The organism is Streptomyces sp. NPDC004788 (genome assembly GCF_053601115.1).
Window position 1 is genome coordinate 1 of sequence record NZ_JBSGBF010000093.1, and the last position, 14,346, is coordinate 14,346.

Annotated in this window: 14 protein-coding genes; 7 read left to right on the forward strand and 7 right to left on the reverse strand. The window is 72.6% G+C overall.

Features of this window, described 5'->3' with window-relative positions; genetic code table 11:
- Positions 1-91: 91 nt before the first annotated feature.
- Positions 92-1,204: a ferritin-like domain-containing protein gene (locus tag ACWEJX_RS30275; protein WP_451610610.1), complete on the reverse strand. Its 1,113-nt coding sequence runs from the start codon at positions 1,202-1,204 to the stop codon at positions 92-94.
- Between the two features lie 127 nt (positions 1,205-1,331).
- On the opposite strand from ACWEJX_RS30275, the gene ACWEJX_RS30280 reads away from it, so the two are divergent.
- The 4 genes from ACWEJX_RS30280 to ACWEJX_RS30295 all read left to right on the forward strand — a co-directional run bounded on the left by ACWEJX_RS30280 (position 1,332) and on the right by ACWEJX_RS30295 (position 4,619).
- Positions 1,332-2,267, forward strand: a complete 936-nt coding sequence (locus tag ACWEJX_RS30280; RefSeq protein WP_451610611.1) for an AurF N-oxygenase family protein — start codon at positions 1,332-1,334, stop codon at positions 2,265-2,267.
- Between the two features lie 60 nt (positions 2,268-2,327).
- Positions 2,328-3,050, forward strand: a complete 723-nt coding sequence (locus ACWEJX_RS30285; protein WP_451610612.1) for a TetR/AcrR family transcriptional regulator — start codon at positions 2,328-2,330, stop codon at positions 3,048-3,050.
- A gap of 25 nt (positions 3,051-3,075) precedes the next feature.
- Entirely contained in the window at positions 3,076-3,357 is a 282-nt protein-coding gene (locus tag ACWEJX_RS30290; protein WP_451610613.1) for a hypothetical protein, read from the forward strand.
- 74 nt (positions 3,358-3,431) lie between these two features.
- Positions 3,432-4,619, forward strand: coding sequence for an NlpC/P60 family protein (locus tag ACWEJX_RS30295; protein WP_451610614.1), 1,188 nt, complete (start codon positions 3,432-3,434; stop codon positions 4,617-4,619).
- Here ACWEJX_RS30295 and ACWEJX_RS30300 read toward each other — a convergent pair.
- From ACWEJX_RS30300 to ACWEJX_RS30320, 5 genes are read right to left on the reverse strand one after another with little or no spacing between them, the layout of a single operon-like run.
- Positions 4,589-5,827: a styrene monooxygenase/indole monooxygenase family protein gene (locus ACWEJX_RS30300; RefSeq protein ID WP_451610615.1), complete on the reverse strand. Its 1,239-nt coding sequence runs from the start codon at positions 5,825-5,827 to the stop codon at positions 4,589-4,591. The genes ACWEJX_RS30295 and ACWEJX_RS30300 overlap by 31 nt on opposite strands.
- Before the next feature lie 20 nt (positions 5,828-5,847).
- Positions 5,848-6,528, reverse strand: coding sequence for a GTP-binding protein (locus tag ACWEJX_RS30305; protein ID WP_451610616.1), 681 nt, complete (start codon positions 6,526-6,528; stop codon positions 5,848-5,850).
- The gene (locus tag ACWEJX_RS30310) at positions 6,509-6,937 is read right to left on the reverse strand and encodes a DUF742 domain-containing protein (protein WP_451610617.1); all 429 of its coding nucleotides are present in this window, start codon (positions 6,935-6,937) and stop codon (positions 6,509-6,511) included. The genes ACWEJX_RS30305 and ACWEJX_RS30310 overlap by 20 nt, the downstream gene beginning before the upstream one ends.
- Positions 6,934-7,407, reverse strand: coding sequence for a roadblock/LC7 domain-containing protein (locus tag ACWEJX_RS30315; RefSeq protein ID WP_403792151.1), 474 nt, complete (start codon positions 7,405-7,407; stop codon positions 6,934-6,936). Before ACWEJX_RS30315 ends, ACWEJX_RS30310 begins: the two co-directional genes overlap by 4 nt.
- Positions 7,404-10,175 (reverse strand): nitrate- and nitrite sensing domain-containing protein, encoded by a 2,772-nt coding sequence (locus ACWEJX_RS30320; RefSeq protein ID WP_451610618.1) that lies wholly within the window; start codon positions 10,173-10,175, stop codon positions 7,404-7,406. The genes ACWEJX_RS30315 and ACWEJX_RS30320 overlap by 4 nt, the downstream gene beginning before the upstream one ends.
- A 373-nt stretch (positions 10,176-10,548) precedes the next feature.
- Between ACWEJX_RS30320 and ACWEJX_RS30325 the strand changes: the two genes are divergently transcribed.
- Entirely contained in the window at positions 10,549-11,334 is a 786-nt protein-coding gene (locus ACWEJX_RS30325) for a protein phosphatase 2C domain-containing protein (RefSeq protein ID WP_451610619.1), read from the forward strand.
- 21 nt (positions 11,335-11,355) lie between these two features.
- On the opposite strand, the gene ACWEJX_RS30330 is transcribed toward ACWEJX_RS30325, so the two are convergent.
- The gene (locus ACWEJX_RS30330) at positions 11,356-11,841 is read right to left on the reverse strand and encodes a MarR family winged helix-turn-helix transcriptional regulator (protein WP_403792158.1); all 486 of its coding nucleotides are present in this window, start codon (positions 11,839-11,841) and stop codon (positions 11,356-11,358) included.
- 244 nt (positions 11,842-12,085) lie between these two features.
- Here ACWEJX_RS30330 and ACWEJX_RS30335 point away from each other — a divergent pair, with 244 nt between their 5' ends.
- Positions 12,086-12,940, forward strand: coding sequence for a lysozyme (locus ACWEJX_RS30335; RefSeq protein WP_451610620.1), 855 nt, complete (start codon positions 12,086-12,088; stop codon positions 12,938-12,940).
- A 214-nt stretch (positions 12,941-13,154) separates the two neighbouring features.
- Complete coding sequence (locus ACWEJX_RS30340) at positions 13,155-14,030, forward strand: lytic polysaccharide monooxygenase auxiliary activity family 9 protein (RefSeq protein ID WP_451610621.1); 876 nt, start codon at positions 13,155-13,157, stop codon at positions 14,028-14,030.
- The last annotated feature ends 316 nt before the right edge of the window (positions 14,031-14,346 follow it).

Genomic DNA, 14,346 nt, shown 5'->3' on the forward strand with positions numbered 1-14,346 from the left:
GGGTTCCCCCGGCCGCCCCGACGGGGGGGGCCCCCGGGGCCGAGCACGGCGCCGGGGGCCCACCCCTTTCCCGTAGGACCTCCCGCACGGTCTACGAGGCCGCGGCCCCGCCCTCCGCGATCGCCGCCTCGACCTCCTCGACCCGCTCCCGCTCCTCCGCCGCGAACCGCTCCCGGTCGAGCGCCTCGGCGATCTCCTCGTCCTGGGTCATCAGCAGGTCGAGGTTGGAGTCGCCCAGGTCGAAGACGCCCATGTCGAGGTACGCCTTCTGGAGCCGTTCGCCCCACAGCCCGATGTCCTTGACGCAGGGGACGATCCGGCTGAACAGCAGCTTGCGGAAGAGGTGCAGGAACTCGCTCTGCTCGCTGAGCGCCTCGGCCTCCTTCTTCGGGATGCCGAAGTTCTCCAGGACCTCGACCCCGCGCAGCCGGTCCCGCATCAGATAGCAGCCCTCGATCACGAACTCCTCGCGCTCGCGCAGTTCGGCGTCGGTGAGCTGCTTGTAGTAGTCGCGCAGCGCCATCCGCCCGAAGGCCACGTGCCGGGCCTCGTCCTGCATCACGTACGCCAGGATCTGCTTGGGCAGCGGCTTGTCGGTGGTGTCGCGGATCATGCCGAAGGCGGCGAGCGCGAGGCCCTCGATGAGCACCTGCATGCCGAGGTAGGGCATGTCCCAGCGGGAGTCGCGCAGGGTGTCGCCGAGCAGGCTCTGCAGGTTGTCGTTGATCGGGTAGAGCATCCCGATCTTCTCGTGCAGGAAGCGCCCGTAGATCTCGGCGTGCCGGGCCTCGTCCATGGTCTGGGTGGCCGAGTAGAACTTGGCGTCGAGGTCGGGCACGGACTCCACGATCCGGGCGGCGCAGATCATCGCGCCCTGCTCGCCGTGCAGGAACTGGCTGAACTGCCAGGAGGCGTAGTGCCGGCGCAGCTCGCCCTTGTCCTTCTCCGTCATCTTCGCCCAGTGCCGGGTGCCGTGGAGGGACATGGCCTCGTCGGGGGTGCCCAGCGGGTCGAACGGGTCGACCTCCAGGTCCCAGTCGATGCGCGTGGCGCCGTCCCACTGCTTGTCCTTGCCCTTCTGGTAGAGGGCGAGGAGGCGGTCGCGGCCCTCGTCGTACTCCCAGTTGAAGCGGGCGGCGCCGGCGGCGGGCACCTGCCAGACCGACTCCTTGGGGGCCTGTGCGTAGAGGTCGTGCGTCGACACCGACGGCTCCTTCCTTCGGTTTCCCCTTCGGTTTCCAGCAGGCAGGCTCACACGTTGGTAGACGCAGGGTCAACAAGTCGTGCGTGAGGGATTGACGACGTTACTGACGGGGAGTCTTATAAGTGGCATGCCCCGCCTCACCGAGCCCGACTTCGCCCTCCTGCGGGACGCCCTGGGCCCGCTGCGCGACCGCGAGCAGGTCGCGGAACGGCTCCTGGAGTCCTCCGCCAGGCACTCCTTCGACCCCGACACCGAACTCGACTGGGACAGCCCCTTCGAGGACGGCAAGTGGTTCTGGCCGCCCGAGCTGGTCTCCCTCTACGGCACCCCGCTGTGGCGGAGGATGCCCGAGGAGCAGCGGATCGCGCTCTCGCGGCACGAGGCCGCCTCGCTCGCCTCGCTCGGCATCTGGTTCGAGATCATCCTGATGCAGCTGCTCGTCCGGCACATCTACGACAAGCCGCTCACCAGCAACCACGTCCGCTACGCCCTCACCGAGATCGCCGACGAGTGCCGGCACTCGATGATGTTCGCCCGGCTGATCCGGCGCGGCGGGACGCCCGCGTACCCGGTGCCGAGGGTCTACCACAACCTCGGCCGCGTCCTGAAGGCCGTCTCCACCACCCCCGGTTCCTTCGCCGCGACCCTGCTCGGCGAGGAGATCCTCGACTGGATGCAGCGGCTGACCTTCCCGGACGAGCGGGTGCAGCCCCTGGTCCGCGGCGTCACCCGCATCCACGTGGTCGAGGAGGCCCGCCACGTGCGGTACGCGCGGGAGGAGCTGCGCCGCCAGATGGCCACCGCGCCGCGCTGGGAGCAGGAGTTCACCCGGCTGAGCTGCGGCGAGGCGGCCCGGGTCTTCTCGGTCTGCTTCGTCAACCCGGCCGTGTACGAGCACGTGGGCCTGGACCGCCGCGAGGCCGTGGCCCAGGTGAAGGCGAGCGGCCACCGCCGCGAGGTGATGCAGTCGGGCGCGAAGCGGCTCACCGACTTCCTGGACGACGTCGGGGTGCTGCGGGGCGCGGGGCGGCGCCTGTGGAAGTCGTCGGGGCTGCTGGCCTGACGTACCCCGGGTTCGGCCGGAGCCCGCTCCCGCCCGGCGGTGCGGGGTTACGCTGCGGACATGACGAGTCCCGCCTCGCCCGCGTACCGCCGGCTCAGCGTCGAGGAGCGGCGGATCCAGCTGCTCGACGCGGCCCAGACGCTCTTCGCGCACCGGCCGCCGGAGGACGTGTCGCTCGACGACGTGGCCGAGGTGGCGGGGGTCTCCCGGCCGCTCGTCTACCGCTACTTCCCGGGCGGCAAGCAGCAGCTGTACGAGGCGGCGCTGCGCTCCTCGGCCGATGCCCTGGAGCGCTGCTTCGCCGAGCCGCCGGCCGGTCCGCCGACCGAGCGGCTCGCCCGGGTCCTGGACCGCTATCTGGCCTTCGTCGACGGGCACGACGCCGGCTTCGCGGCCCTGCTGCGCGGCGGGAGCGTCGCCGAGACCTCCCGGACCAGCGCGATCGTCGACGAGGTGCGGCGGGCCGCGGCCGAGCAGATCCTCTTCCACCTGGGCGTGGAGCGGCCCGGCCCGCGCTTCGGGATGATGGTGCGGACCTGGATCGCGGCCGTCGAGGCGGCCTCGCTGATCTGGGTCGACGAGGGCAAGCGACCGCCGGCCGTGGAGCTGCGCGACTGGCTGGTCGACCATCTGGTGGCGCTGCTCACGGCGACGGCCGCGAGCGACCCGGAGACGGCCTGCGTGGCGACGCGGCTGCTCGCCCAGGAGCGGGCGGCGGGGCCGGTCGGGCGGCTGGCCCGCGGCGTGCTCCCGGTGGTCGGCGAGGCCGCGCATCTGCTGTGACGCTTTTCTGTCGGACACTGGTGGGGTGAGAAGCGAGAACACCCCCTTCCGTGGCGGCCCCCTCGACGGCAAGGTGCTGCCGATCCTGACCGGCCCCACCGGACACCCGCCGAAGTGGTACGAGGTGCCCGTCCCGGCCCACGACGGGCACCCTGCGACGGTGTACGCGTACCGCCGCGAGCCCGCCGGCTACACGAAGCGGCTTGGGCTGCAGCGCGGCTGGGTGTACGCGTACGCGCCGGAGGGACGGGAGCGCCGGGAGCTGAAGTGGCCGTGGTCGAAGCCGTCGGGTGCGCCGTCCGAGTGAGCGGGCGGGACACCACCCCGATCGTCCGGTAATCACACCATTCGTCACGTCATCATCCCGGTGGAGGTGATGACGTGCCGGGACGACGCCTGCTGCGCACGGTCTGCACGAGCGTGTTCGCCCTGACGACGCTGGCCGGGACGACGCTGGCCGGGACGGCGACGGCCGCCCCCGGCGCACCGACCGACCCCACCGACTCCGTCAGCGGGCTGCTCACCCGCCTGCGCACCCTCTACCAGGAGACCGAGCGGGCCAGCGAGGCGTACAACGCCGCCGACGAGGCCCTCAAGCGCCAGACCGCCGACACCAAGCGCACCGGCGTCGAGCTGACCGCCGCCCGCCGCGCCCTGGAGAAGAGCCGGAACGAGGCCGGGCGCCTCGCCCGCAAGCAGTACCAGGGCCGCTCCGAACTCTCCCCGTACCTCGGCCTGCTGCTCGCGCCCGACCCGCAGCACGCCCTGGACGAGAGCCACCTCCTCGACCGGGCGGCACGCGCCCGCGCCACCGTCGTCACCCGCCTCCAGGCCGCCGAGAAGAAGGCCGACGCCCTGGCCACGGCCTCCCGCAAGGCGCTGGAGCAGCGCAGGGCGCTCCTCGACGGCCGGAAGAAGCAGCAGGAGACGGTCCGGACGAAGCTCCGCCAGGTCGAGGGGCTGCTCGCCTCGCTCAGCGCCGACCAGCTCGCCCGCCTCACCTCCCTGGAGACCACCCAGACCGCCGGGGCCCAGAGCCAGCTCCTCGGCTCCGGCGCGCTCCAGGGCCACCGCACGCCCTCCGCCGAGGGCGCCGAGGCGCTGCGCTTCGCCGTGCGCCAGATCGGCAAGCCGTACGAGTGGGGCGCCGAGGGCCCCGACACCTACGACTGCTCGGGCCTCACCCAGCGGGCCTGGGCGGCGGCCGGCCGCGAACTCCCCCGCACCAGCCAGGAACAGTGGCAGACCCTCCCCCGCGTCCCGCTGAGCGAGCTGCGCCCGGGCGACCTGGTCGTCTACTTCCCCGAGGCCACCCACATCGCGCTCTACCTCGGCGACGGCCTGGTCGTCCACGCCCCCCGCCCGGGCGCCCGCGTCAAGGTCTCCCCGCTCGCCGCCAACCCCTTCCTCGGCGCCGTCCGCCCCGACCCGGACGGCACGCCCCTGAAGACGTTCGCGCCGCCCGAGCTCCCGGCGGGAGCCACGGACGGCGCGGACGAAGGGTTCTCGGGCGATCAGGCGCCGGGTCAGGCCCCGGTTCAGGCTCCGGAGACCACCGACTCCAGGTAGGCGGCGGTCTTCTCCGGCTCGAAGAAGAAGTTCTCGAAGTCCGCCGGGTTGTCGAAGCCGTTCGCGAAGCGGTCGGCCACCGGCTGGAGCTGACCGGCCGCGCCGATCAGGTTGAGCACGTGCTCCGGCGGGACGCCCAGCATCGCGTTGGTCCACTTGGTGACGTGCTGCGCGGTGTCCCAATAGCGGTCGAAGGTGGCCCGCATCCACGCCTCGTCGAAGGGGCGGTCGCCGTGCTCGACGATCGCGGCCAGGTAGGCGGCGGCGCACTTGGCGGCCGAGTTGGCGCCCTGGCCGGTGATCGGGTCGTTCGCGACGACCACGTCGGCGACGCCCAGGACCAGGCCGCCACTGGGCAGCCGGCCGATCGGGTTGCGCACGGTCGGGGCGTAACGGCCCGCCAGCGTGCCGCCCGCGTCGGTCAGTTCGACCTTCGTGGCGCGCGCGTACTCCCACGGCAGGAACTTCTCCATCAGCTCCAGCGTGAGCGCCAGGTGGTCCGCCGGGTCCTTCACGCCCCGGAAGGCGTCGACCGGGCCGCCCGGGACGCCCTCCCAGAAGAGGATGTCGGCGCGGCCGGAGGTGGTGAGGGTCGGCATCACGAACAGCTCGCCGACGCCCGGCACCAGGTTGCAGCGCACCGCGTCGAAGTCCGGGTGCTCGGGGCGCGGGCCGAGCCCGTGCACATAGGCGACCGCGAGCGCGCGCTGCGGCTCGCTGTACGGGGAGCGCTCGGCGTCCCTGCCGAACATCGAGACCAGCTCGCCCTTGCCGGCCGCGACGAGCACGAGGTCGTAGCCGCGCGCGAAGTAGTCGAGGTCGCCGACGGCCGCGCCGTGGATGACGAGTTGGCCGCCCCGCTGGGCGAAGGTCTCCAGCCAGCCGGCCATCTTCACGCGCTGGTCGACGGACTGCGCGTACCCGTCGAGCTTCCCCACCCAGTCGATCGCGCGCGTGCCGTCCGGCGCGGCGACGGAGACGCCGAGGCCCTCGATCCGCGGGGCCTGGGACTCCCAGAAGTTGATGCCCAGGTCGCGCTCGTGCTGGAGCGCGGTGTCGAACATGCACTGCGTGGACATGACCCGACCGGAGCGGATCTCGTCCGCCGTCCGATTGGACATGAGGGTGACTTCGTAGCCCTTGGACTGCAGTCCGAGGGCGAGCTGGAGGCCGGACTGACCGGCCCCCACTATGAGTATCTTCCGCATGGCGGGGAGGCTCCTGGGGTTTACTCGGGGGTTGCTTCGAGCGCGTGCTCGACCATCGCGAGCAGCGTCTCGACCACGCTGTACCGCTTGCGCGCGTCCATGATCATGACGGGTACGTGCGCGGGCACGGTCAGCGCGTCCCGGACGTCCGCCTCCTCGAAGCGCTCGGTGCCCTCGAAGTGGTTGACGGCCACGATGTACGGCAGGCCGCAGCTCTCGAAGTAGTCGAGGGCGGGGAAGCAGTCGGTCAGCCGGCGCGTGTCGGCGAGCACGATCGCCCCGATCGCCCCGCGCACCAGGTCGTCCCACATGAACCAGAAGCGCTGCTGCCCCGGCGTGCCGAAGACGTACAGGACCAGATCGTCGTCGAGCGTGATCCGGCCGAAGTCCATCGCCACGGTGGTGGTCAGCTTGTCCGGCGTGGCGGTGAGGTCGTCGGTGTCCTCGCTCGCCCGCGTCATCAGCGCCTCGGTCTGCAGCGGGGTGATCTCCGAGACCGCGCGGACGAAGGTGGTCTTGCCGACGCCGAAGCCGCCCGCGACGACGACCTTGGTCGCTATCGGGGCGCGGGTGTGGTCCAGCTGCCAGTCCTGGGCGCCGTCCTCGGGATCGGGCGCGCTGTCGGGCTCGCCCCCCGTGGGCTGGGCGGGGATGCCGGTGAGCACCGGCGCGTCGGTTGCGTCAGAGACGACGGAGTCCACTCAGCACCCTTTCGAGGAGCGCGCGGTCGGGACGGTCGGTGCCGTGACCGGTCCCGTACACACGGATCTTTCCCTGGTCGGCCAGGTCGCTGAGCAGCACCCGGACGACACCCAACGGCATCTTCAGAAGCGCCGAGATCTCCGCGACGGTCCGCATCCGGCGGCAGATCTCGACGATGGCCCGCATCTCCGGCATGAGGCCGCGCGCGGCGGGCCCACCGTCGGTGAGGACTTTACGCTCGGGCGCGGCCCCGATGGCCGCGATGTCGAGCGCGGCCACGAAGGTCTCCACGAGGAGCACGTGGCCGAAGCGGGTGCGGCCGCCGGTGAGCGAGTAGGGACGGACCCGGGAGGGGCGGCGCCCCTCCCCGCGTATCGGCAGCCGATGGGCGTGGCTGGCGGACGTCACTGGTAGCTCTCCATGGACTTCGCCAGTTCGCTGCGGAGTTCCGGCGTCAGGACGTGCCCGGCGCGGCCCACGAAGAGCGCCATGTGGTACGCGACGACGCTCATGTCGCAGTCGGGCTCGGCGTGCACGCCGAGCAGCGAGCCGTCGCTGATCGACATGACGAAGACGCTGCCCTCGTCCATGGCCACCATGGTCTGCTTGACCCCGCCGCCGTCCATCAGCCGGGCGGCGCCCACGGTGAGGCTGCCGATGCCCGAGACGATGGTGGCGAGGTCGGCGGTGGAGCCGCGCGGCCCGGTGGGCCGGTCGGCCGTGCCCTGGACGTCCGGGTCCGACGAGAGCAGGAGCAGCCCGTCGGACGACACGACGGCCACGGAGCGGACCCCCGGCACCTCCTCGACCAGGTTGCCCAGCAGCCATTGCAGGTTGCGGGCCTCACTGCTCAGCCCGAATGTTCCGGTCGCGGTCAACTGCGTGCCTCCTCGACTGTGTCCCCCGTGTTCTCCTCGGTACGTGCTGTCTGTGCGGCCCGGATCTCGTCGGCCACGTCACGGCGGCCGTTCGCGGCCCCCCGCTGGAAGCCTCCGAGCCGGCGGCGCAGCGCCTCGGCGTCCACGCCGCCGCGGCGTATCGGCGTGGTGGTCGTCTTCTCCTGGCGCACTATCCGCGGCGTGCGCTTGGGCAGTCCCTTGTCGGTGACCCGCTCCCACTGGCCGGGCCGGGGCCCGGGCTCGGGCTCCGGCTCCGGTACGGGCGCGGGCGCCGGGGCGGGCACGTCCGCCACGTCCGCCACGCGCTCGTGGGCCTCGGGCTCCGGCGGCGGCTGCGGCAGCCGGATCTCCAGGGTGGTCTCGGCGAGGGTCTCGACGGGCGCGGGCTCGACGTTGGTCTCGACGGGCGCGGGCTCCGGCTGTACGGGCTGTGCCGGCTCCACGTCCGTCGTCGCGGCCTCGACAACAGCCTCGGCGACGGCCTCGGCCTCGGCCTCTGCCTGAGCTTCGGCTTCGGCTTCGGCTTCGGCGATGGCCCGTTCCGCCGCCTCGACCAGCGGGTCGCGATGGCGTGACGGCAGGGTGTTGGAGTTGGCCTCGGCGACCGATCCGGGGAGGGTGAGGACCGGGGCCGGGGAGACACCGGCGACCGTGACCGTGGGAGGAACGGCGGTCGGCGGGGCGGCGGTGAGGAGCGGCAGCGGCAGCACCACGACCGCGGCGACGCCGCCCTGCTTCTGCTCGCGCAGCTCGACGCGTACGCCGTGCCGCGCCGCGAGCAGCGCCGTCACCCGGATGCCGAGGCCCTCGCCGTCCGGACCGGCGACCTCGGGGGCGGCGAGCCGCGCGTTCAGCTCGGCCAGGCGGTCGGGCGCGATGCCGATCCCGCCGTCCTGGACGGAGAGCATGACCTCGCCGGACTCCAGGAGCCAGCCGGAGAGCTGCACCTGGGTGTCGGGCGGCGAGAAGGAGGTCGCGTTCTCCAGGAGTTCGGCGACCAGGTGGCTCAGGTCGTCCGCGGCGAAGCCGGCGATCTGGGTGTGTGGCGGGAGCGACTGGATGCTGACCCGCTCGTAGCGCTCGATCTCGCTGACGGCGGCGCGCAGCACGTCGACGAGCGGGACCGGGCCGGGGTGGCCGTGGTGGTGCTCGTGGCCGGCGAGGACGAGGAGGTTCTCGCTGTGCCGGCGCATGACGGTCGCCATGTGGTCGAGCTTGAAGAGGGTGGCGAGCCGGTCCGGGTCCTGCTCGCGCTCCTCCAGCTTCTCGATGACGCCGAGCTGGCGCTCGACGAGCCCGAGGCTGCGCAGCGAGAGGTTGACGAAGGTGTGCTGGACGGTGCCGCGCAGCCGCTCCAGTTCGGCGCTGAGCAGCGCGTTCTGGCCCTGGAGCTCGGCGCGCTGGGCGGCCAGCTCGGCGGCGATCGCCTCGCGGGCCCCGGCCAGGTCGGCGCGCTCGCCGTCGAGCTGCTCGACCCGGGCGGCGAGGGCGGCGAGCTTGCCCTGGAGCGTGTTGAGGGACCGTACGACCTGGGCGAACTCGTCGTTGCGTCCGGTGAACCGGATCGGCTCCTCGTGCTGCGGCTCGGGCGCGGCGGCGAGGCGCGCGGCGCCGATGCGCAGCACGGCGAGCGGCCGGGTGAGCGAGCGGGCCACGTAGGTGGCGATGCCGACGGCGACGAGCAGGCAGCCGCCGAGGAAGGCGACGCGCAGTTCGAGCGCGGTGACGTCGTCGTCGCGGAACTGGGCGAGGCGCTCGGCGCGCTGGGTGGCGAGGGCGGACTCGACGCCGCGCATCTGCTCGATGCGGGCGGAGAGCGCGGCGTCCAGCTTGGCCGGGTCGGTGTTCAGCTCGGACTCGGAGAGCTCGGGCCGGTCGGTGAGCCGGGCCAGGTAGCGCTCGGCGTCCTTGACGTCGGGGCCGGTGACGCCGGCGGCGAGCGAGTCGCGGGCGGGCGCGGTGGCGGCCTGGTCGAAGTCGGCGAGGGCGGCGAGTTCGCGGACCCGCGCCTGCGACGCGGCGGCGGTGAGCGCGTCGCGGTCCCGCTTGTCCTCGTCGGAGCCCTCGGCCGCCTCGGTGACGTACGTCCCGGTGACCGGGTCGTAGTGGGTGGTGGTGCTGGTGGTCGCGGGCCTGGGCACGGCGAGCGCGGCGAGCAGCAGCCCGCGCTCGGCGGAGGCCAGCTCGGTGGCCCGGCCGAGGGCGGCGGGCGCCCGGACGGCCTCGGCGGCGCGGGCCGGGGTGCGCTCGGCGAGCTGGTCGGAGAGCGCCTGGAGCTTGCCGATGACGTCGGTGTACGCCTTGTGCGCCTCCAGGGCGGTGCCCTTGCCGGTCAGCGCGGTGCGCCGGATGGAGGGCAGGGCGGCGAGCTCACGGATCAGGTCGGCCGGGGCGGCGGCGCGGATCTCGTCGATCTGGCGGTCGACGCGGGCGGACCGGGCGCCGCTGATGCGCTTCTTGTCCTTGCCGTCGCCCTGCTGGTCGTCGCGGCCGGCGGCGATGTACGCGACGACCTCGTCGCGCTCGTCGGAGAGGGAGTGGGCGAGGGTGACGGCCTGCTGGTCGAGTTCGGCGAGCGCGACCAGGTTGACGGTCTCGTCGAGGTCGGCGGAGGCGGCGAGGACCGCCGGGGCGCCGGCGGCGAGCACGGTGACGCCGACCAGGGCGACTCCGGCGACGAGTCGGCTGCGGACCCGCTTGGTACGGCCGGCCGGGGCCGGGGGGGTGTTCTGCACCGGTGCTCGCATTCTCGACTCGTCCGCCCATGAAGCAGAGGTGACGACCGGTCACATGTAAGAGCCCCCACCCCTGGTGTGTCTTCCGACCATTTCAGCGGTTCTGGTCGGGGGACTCGCATCGGCCGCTGCGCCACCCGAACGAGTGAACAACACTCAGTAGTTGGCTAACAACTCGTGGCGGTGAGCTCCGGGGCGCCGGGCTTACCGCCGGTTGGATCTTCCGCGCGGGCTTTGGCAGGATGCCCCGCCGCAGCTTCCCGGAGGTCCCAGTTCCGGCCTTTCGCACCCTCCACAATCCGTTGGTACAGGCCAATTTCGGCCGTTTGGAGGCGATGTGAAGGAGTGATGCAGAGCCGCCGCGCGGCGGGGCAGACTGCGGATCATGCGGACCGAAACGGCGACCTTCCCCGGCAGTCCCGAACGCCCCAACGAGGACTGGTCGGCCACGGCTCAGCCCGCCTCCGGGGCGGGTGGCACGGTGGTCGTCCTGGACGGCGTGACGCCCCCGAGGGGCGGCGACGGTTGTGTGCACGGCGTGCCCTGGTTCACCGCGAGACTCGGTGGCGCTTTGACGGAACTGTCCGCTTCACGGGGCGATCTGACGCTGGCCGAGATTCTGTCGCTGGCAATCCGGCGCACCGCGGACGCCCACCGGAACACCTGTGACCTTTCTCACGTGCGCACTCCGCAGGCGACGGTGGCCATGGCGCGCTGGGACGAGACGACGGTGGAGCACCTCGTCCTGTCCGACGCGGCCCTGCTCCTGCGGTCCCCGGACGGCGCGGTACGGGCGGTGCTCGACGACCGGCTCGACCGCGTCCCGGACGAGGTCCTGCGCTCCCTGGAGGCCACGGACCGGCTGCGCAACCGCGAGGGCGGCTTCTTCACGGCGGCCGCCGACCCGTCCGTGGCGGCCCGGGCGGTGACCGGTACGACGCCGAGGCCGGAGGTCCGCGCCCTCGCGGCGCTCACGGACGGCGCGACCCGGTGGGTGGAGCTGTTCGGGGCGGGCGACTGGGCGGACCTGTTCGCGGTGCTGGCGAAGGAGGGCCCGCGGGGGCTGATCGAGCGGGTGCGGGCACTGGAGGCGGCCGACGCGGAGGCGGGGGGCGCCGCCCGGCGCTGGAAGCTGCACGACGACGCGACGGCGGTGTACGTGGAGCTGTAGCGGCCCCTTCGCGGATGCCGGTCAGCCCTCCGCCGACCGGACGTTGAAGTGGTGGAGCAGCCGGGCCAGTTCCGCGACCTCGGCGCGGTCCCAGTCGGCGAGCTTGCGCACGTACCGCTCGCGGCGGGCGTCCCGTACGTGCCGGAAGCGGCCCTGCCCCTCCTCGGTGAGCCGGACCAGCGAGGCGCGGCCGTCGGCCGGATCGGGGTCGCGGGCGACCAGTCCGAGCTCCTCCAGGGCGCGCAGCTGGCGGCTCATCGTGGCCTTGCCGACGCCGAACCAGCCGGCCAGGTCGGTGGCGCGCTGGGGCCCGGCCTCGTCGAGCCGGACGAAGAGGCCGTAGGCCGCGGGCTCCAGTTCGGGGTGGACCTCGCGGGCCATCTCGCCGGACTGGGCGCGGGCGCGGCGCAGGAAGACCGCCAGTTCGCGCTCCAGGGCGAGGAACTCCTGGTCCACACCACTCCCGGGCTTGGGTCCGGATTCGCTCCCCGTACCGCTTCCGTGCACGTCAGCACCCCTCGTGCGCTTTCCGCTCGCTGAAAGTTTCTTCCGGCCGCGGCCATCGCCGCAGCTCGTTGCAGTATTTCGCAGGCGTAGACCAACGGCAGCACCCAGGCCCCCTTCCGCCGACGGGTCTACGTGCGTAGCGTCGTTCCCGGCGACCCGCCTGACATGTTCAGAACATGTCTGCAGAGCATGCCCTCAGAACATGTCTCCCCGCTCCCCCCACCGAGCCTTTCGGAGGCACGCAATGCGTGTGCACAGATCCGGGAAATCCCTCGCCGGCGCCGCCCTCGCGGCCCTGACCCTCCTCCTCCCCCTCTCCCTCGCGGGCACGGCCGACGCCGCCGACGCCGACGCCCGCGCCGTCGCCGGCACCCAGAAGATCCCCGCGCGCGGCTCCGCCTGGATGGGCATGGGCGTGATCGCCCACGACGGCCAGGGCGGAAAGCCGAGCGGCGGCGTCTCGCTCCAGGCCGTCCAGACCGAGGGCGTCGACGTCTCCGGCCACAACGGGAACGTGGACTGGTCGACGCTGTGGAACAGCGGAGTGCGGTGGGCCTACGTCAAGGCGACGGAAGGCACGTACTACAAGAACACCTACTTCACCCAGCAGTACAACGGCTCGTACAACGTGGGCATGATCCGCGGCACGTACCACTTCGCGACGCCCGACACCACGACGGGCGCCGCGCAGGCGGACTACTTCGTCAACAACGGCGGCGGCTGGTCCAGGGACGGCAAGACGCTGCCGGGGGCACTGGACATCGAGTGGAACCCGTACGGCGCGACCTGCTACGGCAAGACGCAGTCCGGGATGGTGGCCTGGATCCAGGACTTCGTGAACCGCTACAAGTACCGGACCGGCCGGGACCCGGTGATCTACACGGCGACGAGCTGGTGGACCCAGTGCACCGGCAACTACGGCGGCTTCGCGTCCACCAACCCGCTGTGGATCGCCCGCTACGCGACGGACGTCGGCACGCTGCCGGCCGGCTGGGCGTACTACACGATGTGGCAGTACACCTCCTCCGGCCCGACGGTGGGCGACCACGACCACTTCAACGGCGACTACACGCGGGTGCAGGCGCTGGCGAACGGCTGAGCCGGGCGCGGCAGGACGGCGGCGGGACTCCGGGGCGGCAACGCCTCCGGGGCCCGCCGTTCTCGTACCCGGAGGTTACTTCCGCTCCCCCTCTTGCCCATTGGTATGGACCAATGCGACCCTCGGGTGGCGCCGGCAGTCAGAGCCTCAACTGCCGTGTGCCGCACGTGTGTTGCTCGCCCGTACTCCCCCACGCACGAGAGAGAGCCCCCGCATGCCGTCCTCCCGCCGCATCCCCGCCCTCGTCGCCGCAGCAGCGTCAGCGGCAGCCGCGCTCACCGCCCTCACGCCCACCGTCGCCCAGGCCCACGGCGCCGTCTTCAACCCGGTCAGCAGAATCGCCGCCTGTTACGCGGAGGGACCGGAGACCCCCAAGTCGCAGGTGTGCAAGGACCTCGTCGCCGACTCGGGCACCCAGCCGCTGTACGACTGGAACGAGGTCAACATCGCCAACGCCGACGGCAACCACCAGGCCCTCATCCCGGACGGCAAGCTCTGCTCGGCGAACCGCGACAAGTACCGCGCGCTCGACTGGGCCCGCACCGACTGGCCGGCCACCGCCGTCAAGTCGGGCACCTTCGGCTTCCGGATCCGGGTCACGGCCCCGCACTCCGGCACCATGACCATGTACATCACCAAGCCGGGCTTCGACCCGACGCAGCCGCTCAAGTGGTCCGACCTCGACACCACGCCGGTCGCCGTCTACAACACCACCCGCACGTCCACCGACGGCTACTACGCGTTCGACGGCAACCTCCCGGCCCGCACCGGCCGCCACATCGTCTACATGATCTGGCAGCGCAACGACAGCCCCGAGGCGTTCTACAGCTGCTCGGACGTGACCTTCGGCGGCACGGCCACCACCGCGACGGCCGCACAGGCTCCGACCGAGACCGAGATCGCCGCCGGCGCCACCCTCTCCACGGTCAGCCACGCGGGCCACGGCGGCGACGAGCAGCCCCCGGCCCTCTCCGCCGACACCGCCGCGGCGCCGGACTCCCCGCTGCCACTGGCCCTCGCGGGCGCGGGCGCGCTGGCCGCGTTCGGCGCGGGCAGTGTGCTGCTGGCGCGGCGGCGGGGTGAGCGTTAGTCGCCCGCCAGGCCGGGGCCCTCGGGGTGAGCGGCCTGAAATGGGCGGCGTTCGGCCGCCCTCACTCCGAGTGTGGCCCCCTCCACCACCGCGTCAAGGGCGCTCCTTCGTCGCGTCGCTGCGCGATGGGCTGCGCCCACCCTTGACCCGGTGGCTCCGGGAGCCTTTTCACACTCGGAGGGCGGCCCGGGGCGGGGCCGCGCGGGGGCCCGGGTAGCCATCCCCGCCGTAGGCGGGTGTCGGGTCGATGGTGGGGGGGCTCCGGGTATCGCTCCGATCGGGACCTTTGGTGCCGACCGGTGGGGTGGGGCTCGGC

Bases quoted from the DNA above. Each gene is read 5' to 3' on its own strand.
- ACWEJX_RS30325 (WP_451610619.1), top strand. From the start codon at position 10,549: ATGCGGACCGAAACGGCGACCTTCCCCGGCAGTCCCGAACGCCCCAAC.
- ACWEJX_RS30340 (WP_451610621.1), top strand. From the start codon at position 13,155: ATGCCGTCCTCCCGCCGCATCCCCGCCCTCGTCGCCGCAGCAGCGTCA.
- ACWEJX_RS30300 (WP_451610615.1), bottom strand. From the start codon at position 5,827: ATGCGGAAGATACTCATAGTGGGGGCCGGTCAGTCCGGCCTCCAGCTC.
- ACWEJX_RS30320 (WP_451610618.1), bottom strand. From the start codon at position 10,175: ATGCGAGCACCGGTGCAGAACACCCCCCCGGCCCCGGCCGGCCGTACC.
- ACWEJX_RS30280 (WP_451610611.1), top strand. From the start codon at position 1,332: ATGCCCCGCCTCACCGAGCCCGACTTCGCCCTCCTGCGGGACGCCCTG.
- ACWEJX_RS30335 (WP_451610620.1), top strand. From the start codon at position 12,086: ATGCGTGTGCACAGATCCGGGAAATCCCTCGCCGGCGCCGCCCTCGCG.
- ACWEJX_RS30285 (WP_451610612.1), top strand. From the start codon at position 2,328: ATGACGAGTCCCGCCTCGCCCGCGTACCGCCGGCTCAGCGTCGAGGAG.